Source organism: Providencia sp. PROV174 (genome assembly GCF_028480685.1).
GTDB classification, from domain to species: domain Bacteria; phylum Pseudomonadota; class Gammaproteobacteria; order Enterobacterales; family Enterobacteriaceae; genus Providencia; species Providencia rettgeri.
This window is the reverse complement of the sequence record NZ_JAMPOT010000011.1, coordinates 268,624-286,234: the sequence shown is the minus strand read 5'-3', so window position 1 is coordinate 286,234 and position 17,611 is coordinate 268,624. Positions and strand designations below refer to the sequence as shown.

At 40.5% G+C, this 17,611-nt stretch carries 14 protein-coding genes; 7 read left to right on the top strand and 7 right to left on the bottom strand.

The window, feature by feature from the left end; all coding sequences use genetic code 11:
- Positions 1 to 9: 9 nt before the first annotated feature.
- From PSE60_RS12240 to PSE60_RS12210, 7 genes are all read right to left on the bottom strand, one after another.
- A complete protein-coding gene (locus tag PSE60_RS12240) occupies positions 10 to 342 on the bottom strand; it encodes a cytochrome o ubiquinol oxidase subunit IV (RefSeq protein WP_042846921.1) in 333 nt (110 codons plus the stop codon).
- Positions 343 to 957: a cytochrome o ubiquinol oxidase subunit III gene (locus PSE60_RS12235; RefSeq protein ID WP_206084594.1), complete on the bottom strand. Its 615-nt coding sequence runs from the start codon at positions 955 to 957 to the stop codon at positions 343 to 345.
- Positions 947 to 2,938, bottom strand: coding sequence for a cytochrome o ubiquinol oxidase subunit I (gene cyoB / locus PSE60_RS12230; protein WP_210836507.1), 1,992 nt, complete (start codon positions 2,936 to 2,938; stop codon positions 947 to 949). The genes PSE60_RS12235 and cyoB overlap by 11 nt, the downstream gene beginning before the upstream one ends.
- Before the next feature lie 4 nt (positions 2,939 to 2,942).
- On the bottom strand, positions 2,943 to 3,893 hold the full coding sequence (gene cyoA, locus PSE60_RS12225; RefSeq protein WP_210836509.1) for a cytochrome o ubiquinol oxidase subunit II: 951 nt from the start codon (positions 3,891 to 3,893) through the stop codon (positions 2,943 to 2,945).
- A gap of 426 nt (positions 3,894 to 4,319) precedes the next feature.
- Positions 4,320 to 5,090 carry a nucleoside-specific channel-forming Tsx family protein gene (locus PSE60_RS12220; protein ID WP_272665575.1) on the bottom strand — a complete coding sequence of 257 codons (771 nt, stop codon included), beginning with the start codon at positions 5,088 to 5,090 and terminating at the stop codon, positions 4,320 to 4,322.
- Between the two features lie 271 nt (positions 5,091 to 5,361).
- On the bottom strand, positions 5,362 to 6,864 hold the full coding sequence (gene ampG, locus PSE60_RS12215) for a muropeptide MFS transporter AmpG (protein ID WP_272665574.1): 1,503 nt from the start codon (positions 6,862 to 6,864) through the stop codon (positions 5,362 to 5,364).
- Between the two features lie 129 nt (positions 6,865 to 6,993).
- The gene (locus PSE60_RS12210; RefSeq protein ID WP_272665573.1) at positions 6,994 to 7,575 is read right to left on the bottom strand and encodes a YajG family lipoprotein; all 582 of its coding nucleotides are present in this window, start codon (positions 7,573 to 7,575) and stop codon (positions 6,994 to 6,996) included.
- 256 nt (positions 7,576 to 7,831) lie between these two features.
- Here PSE60_RS12210 and bolA point away from each other — a divergent pair, with 256 nt between their 5' ends.
- From bolA to ppiD, 7 genes are all read left to right on the top strand, one after another.
- Positions 7,832 to 8,170 carry a transcriptional regulator BolA gene (bolA, locus tag PSE60_RS12205; protein ID WP_272665572.1) on the top strand — a complete coding sequence of 113 codons (339 nt, stop codon included), beginning with the start codon at positions 7,832 to 7,834 and terminating at the stop codon, positions 8,168 to 8,170.
- 352 nt (positions 8,171 to 8,522) lie between these two features.
- Positions 8,523 to 9,827, top strand: coding sequence for a trigger factor (gene tig / locus PSE60_RS12200; RefSeq protein ID WP_004914522.1), 1,305 nt, complete (start codon positions 8,523 to 8,525; stop codon positions 9,825 to 9,827).
- Positions 9,828 to 10,367: 540 nt separating this feature from the next.
- The gene (gene clpP, locus PSE60_RS12195; protein ID WP_004905443.1) at positions 10,368 to 10,988 is read left to right on the top strand and encodes an ATP-dependent Clp endopeptidase proteolytic subunit ClpP; all 621 of its coding nucleotides are present in this window, start codon (positions 10,368 to 10,370) and stop codon (positions 10,986 to 10,988) included.
- Positions 10,989 to 11,101: 113 nt separating this feature from the next.
- Entirely contained in the window at positions 11,102 to 12,379 is a 1,278-nt protein-coding gene (gene clpX / locus PSE60_RS12190; RefSeq protein WP_004914518.1) for an ATP-dependent protease ATP-binding subunit ClpX, read from the top strand.
- A 206-nt stretch (positions 12,380 to 12,585) separates the two neighbouring features.
- Positions 12,586 to 15,024 (top strand): endopeptidase La, encoded by a 2,439-nt coding sequence (gene lon, locus PSE60_RS12185; protein WP_272665571.1) that lies wholly within the window; start codon positions 12,586 to 12,588, stop codon positions 15,022 to 15,024.
- A gap of 226 nt (positions 15,025 to 15,250) precedes the next feature.
- The gene (gene hupB, locus PSE60_RS12180; protein ID WP_004914513.1) at positions 15,251 to 15,526 is read left to right on the top strand and encodes a nucleoid-associated protein HU-beta; all 276 of its coding nucleotides are present in this window, start codon (positions 15,251 to 15,253) and stop codon (positions 15,524 to 15,526) included.
- Between the two features lie 175 nt (positions 15,527 to 15,701).
- Positions 15,702 to 17,573: a peptidylprolyl isomerase gene (ppiD, locus tag PSE60_RS12175; protein ID WP_272665570.1), complete on the top strand. Its 1,872-nt coding sequence runs from the start codon at positions 15,702 to 15,704 to the stop codon at positions 17,571 to 17,573.
- The last annotated feature ends 38 nt before the right edge of the window (positions 17,574 to 17,611 follow it).

Here is a 17,611-nt window from a genome sequence, read left to right as displayed (position 1 = left end):
GGCAACTCTTTAGTCGAGCATCATATTGATGTTCAGGTTGTACATAATCCACAGCGAGCCGACAACAACAATGCCGACAATTAGCATGGTGAACAGAAATGCAACCAAGTTCCAACGCTCATCAGATGAGGTATTCATATGTAAGAAACATACTAAGTGAACTAGGATTTGCACGACTGCCATGCCAACAACAGTCCAAAGAATGGTTGAGGTTGACGCTGTGCCTTCCATCACCATCCAGAACGGAATGACCGTTAGGATGACTGACAGAATAAAGCCAATCAGGTATGTCTTAACGCTACCGTGGCTTGCTCCAGTGTGAGCATCTTTTGCATGACTCATTTAAATAGCCCCCAGAAGATAAACAACGGTAAATACACAAATCCAAACCACATCTAAGAAGTGCCAGAACAGGCTTAGGCAGTTCAAACGTGTTTTGTTGACATCAGTCAGACCACGACGAGTCACTTGAATCATCATGATAACAATCCAAATCAGACCCGCAGATACGTGTAGACCGTGGGTTGCAACTAGTGCAAAGAAGCCAGATAAGAAACCACTACGGTCAGGGCCAAAGCCTTCAGCAATCAGTTCATGGAACTCATAGACTTCCATGATAACGAAGCCAAGACCTAGCAGGAATGTCGCGAACAGCCATAAGTTAACTGCACCGATTTTTCCTTTGTGCATCGCAATCATTGCGAAGCCGTAGGTGATACTACTCACTAACAGTAAGAAAGTTTCGCCTAATACGAACTTCAGACTGAAGATATCTTTACCAGCAGGACCGCCGGCAGTTCCATCGGCCAAAACAACATAGGTAGCAAACAAACAAGCAAACAGGATCAAGTCGCTCATGATATAGAGCCAGAAACCGAATACTTTAGTGCCACCTGCATCGTGGTGCCCATGCTCTGCATGGGCGATATTTTGGTTAGTCATTGTATTAGTTGACATCGTTCACACCTGCCTTACGTAATTCTTCAAAGTGCTTATTCTCGATTTCTTCGATTTCAGCCACAGGTACGTAGTAATCAACATCTTCGTCGAAGCTTTTTGCAATCCAAGTGACGATCATTCCACCGAAACCAACGATTGCGAGCCACCAGATGTGCCAGATCATTGCGAAACCTAAAACCAAGCTAAATGCAGCGATGATAACGCCAGCGCCGGTATTTTTCGGCATATGAATTTCTTCATATGAAGCTGGTTTCTTATGAGCAAGCCCTTTTTCTTTCAGATCCCACCAAGCATCACGAGTTTGAACGTGTGGTTCAATCGCAAAGTTATAGAATGGTGGTGGTGAAGAAGTTGCCCACTCAAGAGTACGTCCACCCCATGGGTCACCCGTTAAATCACGGTTTTCATGACGGTCACGGATACTCACAATGATTTGGATAACTTGGCATGCAATACCGATTGCGATTAACGCAGCACCGAATGCAGCCGCAACTAACATTGAGTGATAAGCAGGGTCAATATTCTGGCTTAAACGACGGGTCATACCCATAAAGCCCAGAATATATAACGGCATGAATGCTAAGAAGAAACCGATGATCCAGAACCAGAATGCACGGACACCCCATTTCTCATTCAGCGTAAAGCCGTAAGCTTTCGGGAACCAGTAAGTCATACCAGCGAAACATCCGAATACCACACCACCAATGATAACGTTATGGAAGTGAGCAATCAGGAATAAGCTGTTGTGCAGAACGAAGTTCGCACCTGGTACGGCTAACAGAACACCCGTCATACCACCTACAGAGAAGGTGATGATGAAACCGATAGTCCATAGCATCGGTGATTTAAACTCGATGCGGCCTTGGTACATGGTAAATAGCCAGTTGAAGATCTTAACCCCTGTTGGGATTGCGATAATCATAGTGGCGATACCGAAGAAGGCGTTCACGTTCGCGCCAGAACCCATCGTAAAGAAGTGGTGCAGCCATACGATGAAGGACATAACGGTGATAACGATTGTCGCCCAAACTAATGAGGTATAACCGAATAAACGTTTTTTCGAGAAGGTTGCTGCGACTTCAGAGAACACACCGAACACTGGCAGAACAAGGATATACACCTCAGGGTGACCCCATGCCCAAATCAGGTTGATGTACATCATCATGTTGCCGCCCATATCGTTAGTGAAGAAATGGGTACCTAAATAACGGTCTAACGTCAGAAGCGTCAGAGTAACAGTTAAAATAGGGAAAGCAGCAACAATCAATACGTTAGTACATAACGCAGCCCAGCTGAATACAGGCATTTTCATCATCGACATACCCGGAGTACGCATACGGATAATGGTGGCGATGAAGTTAACCCCTGTTAATAGTGTACCAATACCGGATATCTGGAGACTCCAGAGCCAGTAATCGACCCCGACCCCAGGGTTGTACTCCAAGCCCGATAATGGTGGATATGCTAACCAACCTGTTTGTGCGAATTCACCTACCCCTAAAGATATGTTGATTAAGACAACACCGACTACAAAGAACCAGAAGCTCAATGAGTTAAGGAATGGGAAGGCAACGTCACGTGCACCAATTTGCAGAGGTACAACTAAGTTCATCAGACCAACAACGAATGGAGTTGCCATGAAGAAAATCATGATAACGCCGTGCGCGGTAAAAATTTGGTCATAGTGATGAGGATTTAAGAAACCCTCTTGGCCAGCAGAAGCGAGAACTTGCTGCCCACGCATCATGATAGCATCCGCGAAGCCACGGAATAACATGACCATCGCCACAATGATGTACATGACACCAATTTTCTTATGGTCAACAGAGGTTAACCATTCTTTCCACAGCCATTTCCACTTACCGAAGTAGGAGATCACACCGACTAAGCCAAGCCCACCAAGGACAATAGCAATCAGTGTGACAACGATGATCGGCTCATGGAGTGGAACTGCATCTAGTGTTAATTTTCCGAACATGCCCTTATTCCTCAGCGCCTGCTGCATGAGCGTTATGGCTCATATGCATAGAATGACCTGTAGATTCTTCTTTGGTTTCTACAGGAGCGTGACCTTTATGGTGCTCATGACCAAACTTCAGAACGATGTCGTTATAAAGATTAGGTTTCACGCTAGAGAAGTAGGTAACAGGAACATTTGTGCTTGGCTTAGCGACTTCGTCGAATGCCTGCATGGTATCCATTGTTTTAGGAGAAGCTTTTACCTTTTGTACCCACTCATCAAAACCTTGGCGGTCAGGTGTTGCAATCGCATTAAACTTCATATCAGAGAAACCGTGGCCACTGTAGCTTGCAGAGAAGCCCTTATAAGTACCTGGTTCGTTAGCGATTAAATGAAGCTTTGTTTGCATACCTGCCATCGCGTAGATTTGGCCACCTAAAGATGGAATGAAGAAGGAGTTCATCACCGAATCTGACGTAATTTTGAAGTTAACTGGCACACCTGTAGGGAATGCGATTTCATTAACTGTTGCAATTCCTTGCTCCGGATAAATGAATATCCATTTCCAGTCAGCAGAAATAACTTCAATCGTGACAGGTTCCTGATCACTCACTAATGGCTGATACGGGTCCAGCTCATGTGTCGTCTTCCAAGTGATAGCACCCAGAATAATGATAATGATGATAGGAACAGTCCAGCAGACTAACTCAATTTTATTTGAGTGAGCCCAGTTAGGACGGTAGGTTGCTGACGTGTTGGATTCACGGTATTTTCTTGCGAAGATAATCGTCATGAAAATAACAGGAATAACAACAAGTAGCATTAAGCCAATTGCAATAAGAATTAGCTCTTTTTGTTTAACGCCAACGGCGCCTTTTGGATCCATCAACACCATATCGCAACCGCCTAGTAATAAGGCTGCTACAGCTAGTGAGATTGCTCCGATGCTTTTTTTGTAGTTCATAAGTCTCATCCACGACCCCAAATGACAAGAATCTAATTGTCGTTTCATCAGTGCGGGCATTTTACGGTAAGGTTATGCGAGTGTAAATGATTGTAAGGCAAAGAAACGGAATTGTTAGCTCTTTATGTTAATATGATCACATGTAAAGAACTTATAAAGAAAACGTTAAAATTAATGCGATTTATAAGTATGCATTGATAAAACTCAATTAATAGTAAATTATCTTAGTAATTTTTCAAAGAAAAATATATACAAAAGAAATGAAAAAATAGTGAAACTGATATAAATGGTTAGCAATATGCTAAGGAAAGTTACAGTTTTTATTGCCGATAAAGCTATTTTGGTTGCTTTATCGGCCAAATCATAAAGAAAATTTCTTATTTTACTGATAAAAAAAAGAAAACTATTAACTCTGATACAATTTTCTAGCGCATGCTAAAAGGTATACTTTAATGTATAAATGATTGCATCTTGGTAGAAAGTATCGCCTAATTTATTATCAGCATAGCGGTATTGTACCCCTGCAGAAACATGGTTTGTGGCATTCCACCAAAAAGCAAGAGCGCCATTTATGCCATTACTCTTGCCACCGTTATAGCGTTTATTCCTTGCAAACTCCATTTCATGCCAGTTCGTTATCATGAAATTTTCGTCAAATACGTTGAAATTATAACCGGCTACCCAACCTGCGACATATCCATTATTACCTGAATAGAATGTTTGGTCGGTGTAATTAAGAGCAATAAAAGGTTTAAACCATAAGTCACCGAATGTCGTGTTATAGCCAATACCATATAAAGTGTTCACATCGTGGAAATTACCACCATATTTGGCACCAGGTAATGACCAAGTGCCATAAACGTGGCCATATAGGTTGAAACCAGTATCACCTAAATAAAAACGGCCTGTCGTTTTAATGGTATAACGTTTATTTCGTCCTGAATCGGTGTGTTGGCTGTGGAATGGGTTTTCGAGATCAAAAAAGCCATATAGCTCCCCCCAATTAAAATTGGCACCTCCTTCAAGTTCAATATAGGCAAAGTCTTTTTTACGTGTCGTATTTTCTGTTTTATTTTCAGTACGATGTGACCAATCTAAATAGTTTACATTGACATCAGCAAAGCCATTTTTATAGCCAACAATATCGTCAGAATATGCCGTACCTGCGAGAGAAATTAAGGTGGCAATGTAAATGATTTTTTTCATATATAGATTATTTTCACTTATTGATTAATGAAGTTTAGTAAAGCGTTAGTTATTAACATTTTAGCTAACCAATTTGTAACTTGTGATATATTAGACTTAAAAGTTGTAATTAAGAAATATTTTACACGCATGAAGTGATCGAAATCACGATATTTAGATGTTGTCGCTTTGTTTTGTTATTTGGATCTAATTTATAAAAAAGATCAAATTACCTAAATAAATAAACTTTATTTAGGTAATTGTGGGATAAATGAGAAAAGTATAGAAAGGGTTATTGTTGTACTGTCTTGCGAACGGCGAGGAAGTCTAAACTACCACCAATAACTAGGCTGATAGCTCCAATACTAATGCCAGTATTAAAAATAAGATTTTGGTAGTGAGGTAAGCTCAGCCAAAATTCAATTTGTGTCGTAAATAGATAAACTTTCATACCACTAAATGAAAATACAAGTAATGAAAGTAACCAAATAGCAAGGAAGCTAACGGCAGTAATAAGTGCATATACGGCAATGCGATAGCCTTTTGCAAACAGCTGGCGCCGTTGAAATAACCCTGTTGATTGTGTGTATATTAGGGATGTCCGGCAAGCTAATAAAAGCAAAACACCCGGAACCGCAACTGCGATTGAAATAAGGTAGAATAGTGGCCAGCCATAATTACTGACGAAAATACTCGCAATTGGGCCAATGTAAACACGGCCAACAGCCGAAAGAGCGGAAAGAAGTGCAAATTGCGTTGCGGATAACGATTTATTACATAGTGTCATTAATAGGGCGACAAAAGCAGCGGTCCCCATACCAGAGAAGATATTCTCTAGAAATATAATCGACCCCATGGTTAAGATATGAGGTGGTGTTATCGCTAAGAACCAATAGCCTATATTAGAGCCACCTTGTAGAATCCCAAAAATAAACAGAGCTTTAAATAAGCTCATGTTTTTCATTAAGTAACCACCAAGTAACGCCCCAATAATGGTTGCGGCCATACCGACAGTTTTATTGACAGTACCGACTTCACTTAAACTAAAACCAAGGGCATTTAATAGAAAATTGGTGTTGAGCGCCATAACAAAGGCGTCACCAAGTTTGTAAAAAACTAACAATAGTAAGATTAGCCAAGCATTGTTCCGGCTAAAGAATTCAGCGAGTGGTTCGTAAATCGCTTTTTTTAGTGACGTTGGCGCGGCACAACTCTCTTCGGGTTCTTTCGCAAGTAATGTAGCGATAACACCGATAATCATTAGCCCTGCCATGACTAAATAAAGTTGTTTCCACGTTAAAAACTTATCCGCTAACCAAAGTGCAAGCCCGCCGGAGACTAACATACTGATCCGGTAACCCATAACTGAGGTTGCAGCACCAATTCCACGTTCTTCTGCACTCAGCAAGTCGGTTTTATAAGCATCAAAAACAATGTCTTGCGAGGCTGAACAAAATGCAACAGTGACCGCCAGCGCAGCAAGATACCACAAATGTTCTGACGGATTCATAAAGCCCATAGCGGCAATACTGATAATCAACAGAATTTGAGTGGTTAATAGCCATCCTCTTCGGCGACCAAGAAAGGGTGGGGTATAGCGGTCCATCATTGGAGACCAAAGAAATTTCAACACATAAGCCTGTCCGACTAATGAAAAGAAACCAATGGTTTTAATATCGACATTTTCAACTGTTAGCCAAGCTTGTAATGTACCCGCAGTTAAAGCTAAAGGTAGACCAGAAACAAAGCCTAAAAGGATTAAAGTGATGTTATTCGGTAGAGTAAAACGAGGCATTATTCCCTCTAAGCCAGTGTGATATTGCTGCAATACATTGCGCTGCAGAGGTATTGGCTGCGCTATGCTACCCAAGCTCAATCAATGAGAGCTTAGGTAGCTTAATACTTAATGATAATGATTGCTCAATTAATAGCGTGAATTTTGTCTGATAAAATCGGTGATTTCTTGGTCTGTTGCCATATCTGCAATTAAATCAGTTAATGCGCTATTGATAGCCGTTTCTATCTTGGCATTATTGGCAGCCAATAATTCTTGTGTATTAAAATTACGGGTAAATGAGCGTGTTTTTGTCGAGCCATTTGGAGCCGTTGCAATAATACTGACACTGGAGTTTACGGTAATATTATGGCGCAGGCTGCCTTCACTTACTTTGGTATCGAGTTTATTCAATTGAACGACTAAATTCACATTGGCCGGTGATGTCACCATAAACCCACGTGCAGCCATTTGCTTTTCGACGGCTTCTTGCATCAGATAACGAGGATCGCGTGAAGGGTTCAGTACAACTAAACTACCATTACGATTCACTTCTGCTAAGGATTTATTCGTACGGTTATCGACACTGCTGACACTAATTGAAGTTGCATTCAATGTGGGGTTTTTTGCAGGTAAAGCTATCTTAGGCTCAAGTGATAATGTATTGCTGCTGGTTGCACAGCCCGCAAGAAGAAATACCCCTAAAAGTGGAAAACACAGTTTTCTTAACATAATTTTTTCCAGTTCATCTTTCCTAATTGACAATGTTTCGTTATGGTGCGGGTAGCCGTCATACAATATAAAGCTTAGCGGCTTATTTATCCTGAACTATTAGACAACAATTTTTGAAAAAATTCGCATCAATGTGCCGCTATCATACCATTGGTAAGTTATTATCGGATATTTCTATAATAAGAAGATAGCAATAATCAATGCGTACAATAAAAATAATTGCCTCTGAGCATAATTTTTAATTAAGGAGCATTTTATGGTCGCTAATGCAGCTCAAAGTATGCAATCTCTCGTGAACCAAAAGTTACACGCTGCTTTTGAACCTACACATTTGGAGGTCATTAATGAAAGCCACCAACACAACGTGTTACCGGGGTCTGAAAGCCATTTCAAAGTTATTTTAGTGAGTGATAAATTTGAAAATAAACGAATGCTTGCCCGTCACCGCGAAATTTATGCTATTTTAGCGGACGAATTATCGGGAGGGATCCATGCCCTTGCTTTGCATACATATACACAACAAGAGTGGAATGAGCTTGCTGACACCGCGTTAAAATCACCAGCTTGTCGTGGTGTTGGCGGTGTTAATCGGTAATTTTTCGTTTCAGTTAATACACTGAGACTATGCTTTACATAATCAGCCATGCTCGATGATGAGCTTGGCGAATGTTTTTTCTTCATTTTGGGTGAAAAAACAAAAAATTTAGTCAGAAAAGTCACAAATAATGAGGAAAAAACGCTTCTTTTCTCAGCTTTTCTCGACTCAGGGCGCATGCATCGGTATAATGCTGCGTCTAATTTTCAGTAAGGTTTCGGGACGCTTCTGATATCAGGGATTGACCGTTACGAAAGTAACGCCCCCGGTTCTGGAAGGGAGACAGCCATTATGATTTAATGGCATAACTCTGGAGTAGACCGATCACTAAGATTTATTTTGAGGTAAGAAGATGCAAGTTTCTGTTGAAACGACTCAAGGCCTTGGGCGTCGTGTAACAATCACCGTTCCTGCCACTGATATTGAAAAAGCAGTTAATAGCGAATTAGTTAGTGTTGCTAAAAAAGTACGTGTTGATGGTTTCCGTAAAGGAAAAGTACCAATGAACATCGTTAAACAGCGTTATGGCGCGTCTGTTATGCAAGACGTTCTGGGCGATGTAATGCAACGTAACTTCATCAATGCAATTATTGAACAAAAAATCAATCCAGCGGGTGCGCCTAGCTACAAGCCTGAGCAACTCGAAGATGGTAAAGATTTTGTTTATTCAGTTGAATTCGAAGTTTACCCAGAAATCGAATTAGCAGGTTTAGAAACTATTGAAGTTGAAAAACCAGCCGTTTCTGTAAAAGACGAAGATCTGGAAAACATGTTAGAAACTCTGCGTAAGCAACAAGCGCAGTGGAAAGAAGTTGAAGCGGCAGCAGAAGCTGACTCTCGCATCACTATCAACTTTACCGGTTCTATCGATGGTGAAGAATTCGAAGGCGGCAAAGCAGAAGATTTCGCTCTGGTTATGGGCGAAGGTCGTATGATCCCAGGTTTCGAAGAAGGTGTTGTTGGTCATAAAGCGGGCGAAGAATTCGATATCGAAGTTAACTTCCCAGAAGACTACCATGCTGAAAACCTGAAAGGTAAAGCTGCGAAATTTGCTATCGTTCTGAAGAAAGTAGAACAACGTGAACTGCCTGAATTCACTGAAGAATTCATCAAGCGTTTTGGTATCGCTGATGGTTCTTTAGATGGCCTGCGTGCAGAAGTACGTAAAAACATGGAACGTGAGCTGAAAAATGCCGTGCGTAACCGTGTTAAAGCACAAGTTCTTGATGGCTTAATCAAAGCGAATGACATCGAAGTTCCAGCTGCAGTTGTTGATGGTGAAATTGATGTTCTGCGTCGTCAAGCGGCACAACGCTTTGGTGGCGACGAAAAACAAGCGATGGAATTACCTCGTGAACTGTTTGAAGAACAAGCAAAACGTCGCGTAGTGATTGGTCTGCTGTTAGGCGAAGTGATCAACAAAAACGAACTGAAAGCTGACGAAGATCGTGTTAAAGCGCTGATCGAAGAAATGGCTTCTGCGTATGAAGATCCAGCTGAAGTTATCGAATACTACAGCAAAAACGAAGAGCTGATGAACAGCGTTCGTAATTTAGCTTTAGAAGAACAAGCTGTTGAAACTGTATTGGCAGTTGCTAAAGTGACAGAAAAAGAAACTAACTTCACTGAACTGATGAACCAAGTTCAAGCAGGTTAATTTTTTCTTGCTGTATAAAATAATGAAACCCGTGGTGTACTGCTACGGGTTTTTTGTCAATTAAAGCCTTTAAATTATCACTTTAGCGAATTTAATTAGGATACCCTTGAAAAACACATTTAAACCCTAATTATATTATCTATACTTCAAGTAGTCTAACTGGGGCTTTAATTGCACTTTAAACTATTTTGAATAGCTTAACATTGTCGAAAACGGTGATATTAACCAACTGAGTTATTTTGTTTCCCTTGAAAATCAAGTATGGTTTTCTAATGGTATAATTCCATGTAACCCAATAGACTTGTGTTAAACTCTTTTAAAGAGCGTCTTATTTACTGCAGCATACTTAGCTGCATTTTCTTCTTATTTCTGCGGTTATTTGGTTAAATATTAGCTAAACTAGAAAAATAAGAGAATTGAAAGAGCCTGCAGACACAGGAATTTTTTAAAACCGTTGTTTGTGGCATGATCTCTGCTCAAAATAGCAGGCAGACAGCAAATTAGGCGCAAGCACCAGAACGTTTTTAATAGGAGATTTCGATGTCACATTTTGGCAGTCAGGAACAATTAGCATCTCAAATGGCCCTTGTGCCTATGGTCATAGAGCAAACTTCTCGTGGTGAGCGCTCGTATGATATTTACTCACGTCTATTAAAAGAACGTATTATCTTCCTGACTGGTCAAGTGGAAGACCATATGGCGAATTTAATCGTCGCTCAGATGTTATTTCTTGAAGCAGAAAACCCTGAAAAAGACATTCATTTGTATATTAATTCACCAGGTGGTGTTATTACCGCAGGAATGTCAATTTACGATACGATGCAGTTTATCAAGCCTGATGTAAGCACTATCTGTATGGGGCAAGCTTGTTCCATGGGGGCTTTTTTATTGACGGCGGGTACCAAAGGTAAACGTTTCTGCTTACCAAATTCACGCGTGATGATCCACCAACCGTTAGGGGGTTATCAAGGCCAAGCGTCAGATATCGAAATCCATGCCCAAGAGATTCTTAAAGTGAAATCTCGAATGAACGAGTTAATGGCTCTGCATACGGGAAAATCCATTGAAGAAATTACTCGAGACACAGAGCGTGACCGTTTCTTATCTGCAAATGAAGCAAAAGAGTATGGTTTAGTCGACCAAATTTATAGTAGCCGTTAATGGGTTAACTTTTGGTATAATTAGTTCATACCATAAACTATTTTAAAGAAAATCGTTGTTTTGTTTTTTAATCAACGAAAACAAAACAATATGGATAAAAGTGAGGTCAACTGATGACAGATAAACGCAAAGAGGGGACAGGAAAACTGCTTTACTGCTCTTTCTGCGGAAAAAGTCAGCATGAAGTACGTAAGCTGATTGCCGGTCCGTCAGTCTATATTTGTGATGAATGCGTAGATTTATGTCTCGATATCATCCGTGAAGAAATCAAAGAACTTACGCCGCATCGTGAGCGTAGTGAACTGCCTACACCACATGAAATTCGGCAGCATCTTGACGACTATGTGATCGGTCAAGAAAAAGCGAAAAAAGTTTTAGCTGTTGCGGTATATAACCATTACAAGCGCTTACGTAATGGTGATAAAACCAGTGATGGTGTTGAATTAGGTAAAAGTAATATTTTGCTAATTGGTCCAACAGGGAGTGGTAAAACACTTTTAGCTGAAACTTTAGCACGTTATTTGGATGTTCCATTTACAATGGCTGATGCAACGACATTAACTGAAGCTGGTTATGTTGGTGAAGACGTTGAAAATATTATTCAAAAATTATTGCAAAAATGCGATTACGATGTTGAAAAAGCGCAACGTGGTATCGTATACATTGATGAAATTGATAAAATTTCACGTAAATCAGATAACCCATCAATTACCCGTGACGTTTCCGGTGAGGGTGTGCAACAAGCGCTTCTAAAACTAATTGAAGGAACTGTTGCGGCAGTACCACCACAAGGGGGACGTAAACACCCTCAGCAAGAATTTTTGCAGGTTGATACCTCAAAGATCCTCTTCATTTGTGGCGGGGCATTTGCAGGACTCGATAAAGTGATCGGTCAGCGTTTAAATACCCGTTCAGGTATCGGTTTTGCTGCAGAAGTGAAAGGTGAATCAGATAAAGCAACGGAAGGCGAACTATTAACGCAGGCAGAACCAGAAGATTTAATTAAATTTGGTTTAATCCCTGAGTTTATTGGCCGTTTGCCTGTTGTTGCAACATTAACTGAATTAAGTGAAGAAGCATTAATTCAGATTCTGAAAGAGCCTAAAAATGCATTAACTAAGCAATACCAAGCTTTATTTAGTCTTGAAAATACAGAACTTGAGTTCCGTGAGGAAGCATTAAAAGCCATCGCTAAGAAAGCCATGGCACGTAAAACCGGAGCTCGTGGTTTACGTTCTATTGTTGAAGCCGCATTGTTAAATACGATGTATGACCTTCCTTCAATGAGTAATGTTGAAAAAGTTGTCGTTGATGAAAACGTCATTAATGAGCAATCAGAGCCGCTATTGATATATAGCAAACCTGATGCTCAAGCTTCCGGCGATAACTAATCCCATATAAAACGTTCAATAGTTAATCAAACGAAATGAGGGGTTTCCCTCATTTTGTTTTTTATGTTCAACTAGCCATTGAATGCTAAAATCTTGTCCCCATATAGTTTATATTCTGAGGTGTGGTTTCCTTGTTTTAGAAAGCAATTTTAAAGCAAGAGACAGAAACCCTTAAACTAGCGTGAGCTAAACGAAGAGAGAGCTTTATGAATCCTGAGCGTTCCGAACGCATTGAAATACCAGTATTGCCTCTGCGTGATGTAGTGGTATACCCACATATGGTGATCCCACTGTTTGTTGGACGTGAAAAATCCATTCACAGTCTGGAAGCAGCGATGGATCATGACAAGCAGGTAATGCTGGTTGCGCAAAAAGAAGCCTCGACTGATGAGCCAGGGGTGAATGATTTATTTGCTGTCGGTACAGTTGCATCCGTTATCCAGATGCTAAAACTGCCTGATGGTACCGTTAAAGTCCTTGTTGAAGGCCTACGACGCGCACGTATTACCAGTTTGACAGATAATGGCGAATATTTCTTAGCGCAAGCAGAGTATTTGGCAACAGAACAAAATAATGAATCTGAACACGCAGCGTATGATGAAACAGCAGCGGGTTCTCAATCATCAGATACACTCGATGAAAAAGAAAACGAAGTGTTGTATCGCACTATCGTTAGTCAGTTTGAAAGCTATATAAAACTGAATAAAAAAATTCCACCTGAAGTATTAACCGCGTTACATGCAATTGAGCAAGATCAGCTAGATAAACTAGCAGATACCATTGCCTCACATATGCCATTAAAATTAGCAGATAAACAACGCGTTTTAGAAATGGCAAATATTGCTGAACGCGTAGAGTTTTTGATGGCCATGATGGAGTCAGAAACTGAGTTGCTGCAAGTGGAAAAACGCATCCGCAACCGCGTTAAAAAACAGATGGAAAAAAGCCAGCGCGAGTATTATCTGAATGAGCAAATGAAAGCTATTCAGAAAGAGCTGGGTGAAATGGACGATGCGCCAGACGAATATGAATCGCTAAAACGTAAAATCGAAGAAGCGAAAATGCCAAAAGAGGCACAAGAAAAAGCCGAAGCAGAATTGCAGAAGCTGAAAATGATGTCTCCGATGTCAGCAGAAGCTACTGTTGTCCGTAGCTATATTGATTGGATGGTACAGGTTCCATGGCATAAACGTAGCAAAGTCAAAAAAGACTTAGTTAAAGCACAAGAAGTGTTAGATACCGATCACTACGGTTTAGAGCGTGTGAAAGACCGTATTTTAGAGTATCTGGCAGTGCAAAGCCGCGTCAGTAAAATTAAAGGGCCAATCCTTTGTTTGGTTGGGCCTCCGGGTGTAGGTAAAACCTCTTTGGGGCAATCTATTGCTAAGGCTACGGGGCGCCAATATACACGTATGGCATTAGGTGGGGTGCGCGATGAAGCTGAAATCCGTGGCCACCGTCGTACTTATATTGGTTCAATGCCAGGTAAGCTGATCCAAAAGATGGCAAAAGTAGGGGTCAAAAACCCACTATTTTTACTGGATGAAATTGACAAAATGTCATCTGATATGCGTGGCGACCCAGCTTCTGCGTTGCTAGAGGTGCTTGATCCAGAGCAAAATATTGCCTTTAACGACCACTACTTAGAAGTGGATTACGATTTGTCTGATGTGATGTTCGTTGCAACATCGAACTCAATGAACATCCCTGCGCCATTGTTAGATCGTATGGAAGTGATTCGTCTTTCTGGTTATACAGAAGATGAAAAACTGAATATTGCGAAAAAACATTTGCTGTCTAAGCAGATTGAACGTAATGCGTTGAAAAAGAATGAGTTAACTATCGATGATAGTGCTTTAATGAGCATCATTCGTTATTACACTCGTGAAGCTGGAGTTCGTGGTTTAGAGCGTGAAATCTCTAAATTGTGCCGTAAAGCGGTTAAAGCGCTACTTATGGACAAAAAGCTCAAGCACATTGAAATCAATGCTGACAACCTGAAAGATTATCTGGGCGTTCGTCGTTTTGATTACGGCCAAGCAGACACAGAAAACCGTGTTGGGCAAGTTACAGGCCTTGCTTGGACTGAAGTTGGTGGTGACTTACTCACTATTGAAACTGCTTGTGTGCCCGGTAAAGGCAAACTAACTTATACCGGTTCTTTAGGTGAAGTGATGCAAGAGTCTATTCAAACTGCATTAACGGTTGTTAGGGCTCGAGCGGAAAAACTGGGTATTAATGGTGATTTTTATGAAAAACGCGATATCCATGTGCACGTACCTGAAGGGGCAACGCCAAAAGATGGTCCAAGTGCAGGTATTGCGATGTCTACAGCATTAGTTTCTTGCCTAACGGGTAATCCAGTGAGAGCAGATGTTGCTATGACGGGTGAAATTACATTAAGAGGGTTAGTTTTCCCAATTGGTGGCTTAAAAGAGAAATTATTGGCGGCACACCGTGGAGGGATTAAAACAGTATTAATTCCTAAAGAAAACGAACGTGATTTAGAAGAAATTCCTCAAAATGTGATCGCAGATCTTGAAATTCACCCTGTGAAAACGATTGAAGAAGTCTTATCTTTGGCTTTAGTTAATCCTCCTTTTGGCGCTGAAGTAGTTAAAAAGAAAGCTAAAAGAGTGAGCTGAATCAAGAAGTTTGTATAAAATTAAGGCTGACAGCTAATTTAGGGCTTGTCAGCCTTTTTTTTCATCGCTAATTTAACGATGATTCTGATAATTGTTTGTATGCAATCTGTTCTCTTGCCATTGGTAATCAGGATTGATATAACGGCTGCATCATTAATTAACTATACTAATAACTGCTATAGTTAATTAAGAGATTTATAGTCCAACTAATATGGGGATGATAAGAGTGAATAAAGCTCAACTGATTGATCAAATCGCTTCTGATGCGAATATTTCTAAAGCTGCAGCAGGTCGTGTTGTTGACGCGTTCGTTGCTACTGTAACGGGTTCTTTGAGTAAAGGGGACGATGTTGCTCTAGTTGGCTTTGGGACTTTCTCTGTTCGTGAGCGTGCAGCACGTACAGGCCGTAACCCTCAAACGGGTAAAGAAATTAAAATAGCTGCGGCAAAAGTTCCTGCTTTCCGTCCAGGCAAGGGTCTTAAAGACGCTGTAAATAGCTAATTAGGTATTTAAGTTTGTCTTTCTCGTATTTTTGCGAAAACTCAAACTGACGGAATGTCTTTAATCAGCTAATATATAAGCGCACCATTGAAATGGTGCGCTTTTTTTTCTTTCTGAGTTAAGATTAGCGTATTATCAGGAAATTGAATTCAACAAAGCGGAGTTAAGCCTTTTTATGATGGAAAATTTACGCACAAAGGCGAATAGTCCTTTGCTCAAAATAATACTGGCGCTGATTATCCTTTCATTCGTGTTGGGTGGCGTTATGATGGGTGGCCTTGGTGGTAACAGTGCAAATAATGCCGCTGAAGTTAACGGGCAGTCAATAAGCCGAGAGCAGCTACAGCAAGCTTTTCAACAAGAGCGCCAATCATTACAAGAGTATCTGGGGGATAAATTTTCAGAAGTCGCTAGTAATGAAGAAAGCATGAATTTACTGCGCCGCCAAGCTCTTGATAACTTGATTAACAATGAATTGATTAATCAGTATGCTAATGAACTACAACTCTCAGCAAGCGATCAGCAAATTGAGCAATATATTTTCTCAATGCCTGTTTTTCAAACAGATGGCCGGTTTGATAGCGAAAAATATCGTGAGATCTTAAGTCGTAACAACATTAATGCAGATAGCCTTGCGGCTCAAATTCGCCAAGATCTTACACGTGCTCAGCTAGCCAAAACCTTTACTGGAACCGATTTCGCTTTACCATCTGAAGTCAAAGCGTATGCTGAATTATTTATGCAAGAGCGTGAAATTCGCACTGCAACTTTAGATTTAACAGAGGTTCAAGCAAAACAAACAGCCTCTGAAGAAGAATTAAAAGCTTATTATGATGCTAACCAAAATAGCTTTATCTCACCTGAGAAGGTGCAAGTAAGCTATGTTGAAATGGATGCAGCATCGATGGCACCAGCAACAGTGTCTGATGAAGAAGTAAAAGCCTATTATGAGCAAAACCTGAAAAATTATACTCAAGCAGAGCAAAAGCAGTACAGTATGATTCAGGTGGCTTCTGAAAAAGAAGCGAATGATATTCTGAGTGAATTAAAACAAGGTGCAGATTTTGCAACGTTAGCCGCTGAAAAATCAACGGATAAGTTCAGTGCAGGGCAAAAAGGCTTGATTGGCTGGATGGAAGCTGCATCAACGCCAAGCGAGATTGTGGATGCTAAATTAACAGAAAAAGGGCAACTTTCGGCACCTGTTAAATCACAAAATAGCTATGTTATTTTTCGTTTAGATGATATTAAACCAGAATCGATTAAACCATTTGAGCAAGTTGAAGAAAGTATTAAAACTAGCTTACTTCAAGATAAAAACATTAAGCAATTCTATGATTTACAGCAAAAAGTCAGTGAAGCGGCTACTAGTGATATGGAATCATTAGTCTCAGTTGAATCTGTATCTGGTTTGAAAGCTGTGACAACGGATTGGTTTGATAGAACAAACCCACCTGCTGCACTTAATTTCCCTAAAGTGGTCAGTGAAGTATTTAGCGACCGTTTAGTGGATAAAAATGGTTCTAAAGGAATCAACTCAGACGTTATTAACGTGGAAGGTGACCGTGCATTTGTTGTGCGTGTTACAGAGTACAAACCTGAAAGTGTTGAACCTTTTGAACAGGTTAAGTCAGAAATTGAAACACTGGTTAAACGCCAAAAAGCCGAAGCAGAGTTGAAAGCTACGGGCGATAAATTACTTACTGAGTTAAAAGTGGGTAAAGGGGCTGAAGCTCTAAGTGCTACGGGGGTTAAATTCTCTGATGCTCAAACCGTTTCTCGTTTAATGCCACAAACAGCGGTTATCAATGCGACAATGGAAATGCCACAACCTGTTGATGGTAAACCAAGCTACGCACTTGCGCGTGACGAGTCTGATAACTATGTGGTTATTCAGCTAGATAAAGTCACATTAGGCCAACCAACAGATGACGAGTTAAAACAACTAACTCGTGAATACCAAGGTGCTATGAGTTCTGCGGTTAACGAAGCTTTGATGCTTAACTTGCGTGAAAATGCAAAAATTGAAGTGCTGAATATTGAATAATTGCGAGCAGCTTCGCAAGTAAAATTGCAACGTTATGA

Excerpts from the sequence above, each read along its gene's own strand:
- PSE60_RS12240 (WP_042846921.1), bottom strand. The coding sequence starts at position 342 with ATGAGTCATGCAAAAGATGCTCACACTGGAGCAAGCCACGGTAGCGTT.
- PSE60_RS12235 (WP_206084594.1), bottom strand. The coding sequence starts at position 957 with ATGTCAACTAATACAATGACTAACCAAAATATCGCCCATGCAGAGCAT.
- cyoB (WP_210836507.1), bottom strand. The coding sequence starts at position 2,938 with ATGTTCGGAAAATTAACACTAGATGCAGTTCCACTCCATGAGCCGATC.
- cyoA (WP_210836509.1), bottom strand. The coding sequence starts at position 3,893 with ATGAGACTTATGAACTACAAAAAAAGCATCGGAGCAATCTCACTAGCT.
- PSE60_RS12220 (WP_272665575.1), bottom strand. The coding sequence starts at position 5,090 with ATGAAAAAAATCATTTACATTGCCACCTTAATTTCTCTCGCAGGTACG.
- ampG (WP_272665574.1), bottom strand. The coding sequence starts at position 6,864 with ATGCCTCGTTTTACTCTACCGAATAACATCACTTTAATCCTTTTAGGC.
- PSE60_RS12210 (WP_272665573.1), bottom strand. The coding sequence starts at position 7,575 with ATGTTAAGAAAACTGTGTTTTCCACTTTTAGGGGTATTTCTTCTTGCG.
- bolA (WP_272665572.1), top strand. The coding sequence starts at position 7,832 with ATGGTCGCTAATGCAGCTCAAAGTATGCAATCTCTCGTGAACCAAAAG.
- tig (WP_004914522.1), top strand. The coding sequence starts at position 8,523 with ATGCAAGTTTCTGTTGAAACGACTCAAGGCCTTGGGCGTCGTGTAACA.
- clpP (WP_004905443.1), top strand. The coding sequence starts at position 10,368 with ATGTCACATTTTGGCAGTCAGGAACAATTAGCATCTCAAATGGCCCTT.
- clpX (WP_004914518.1), top strand. The coding sequence starts at position 11,102 with ATGACAGATAAACGCAAAGAGGGGACAGGAAAACTGCTTTACTGCTCT.
- lon (WP_272665571.1), top strand. The coding sequence starts at position 12,586 with ATGAATCCTGAGCGTTCCGAACGCATTGAAATACCAGTATTGCCTCTG.
- ppiD (WP_272665570.1), top strand. The coding sequence starts at position 15,702 with ATGATGGAAAATTTACGCACAAAGGCGAATAGTCCTTTGCTCAAAATA.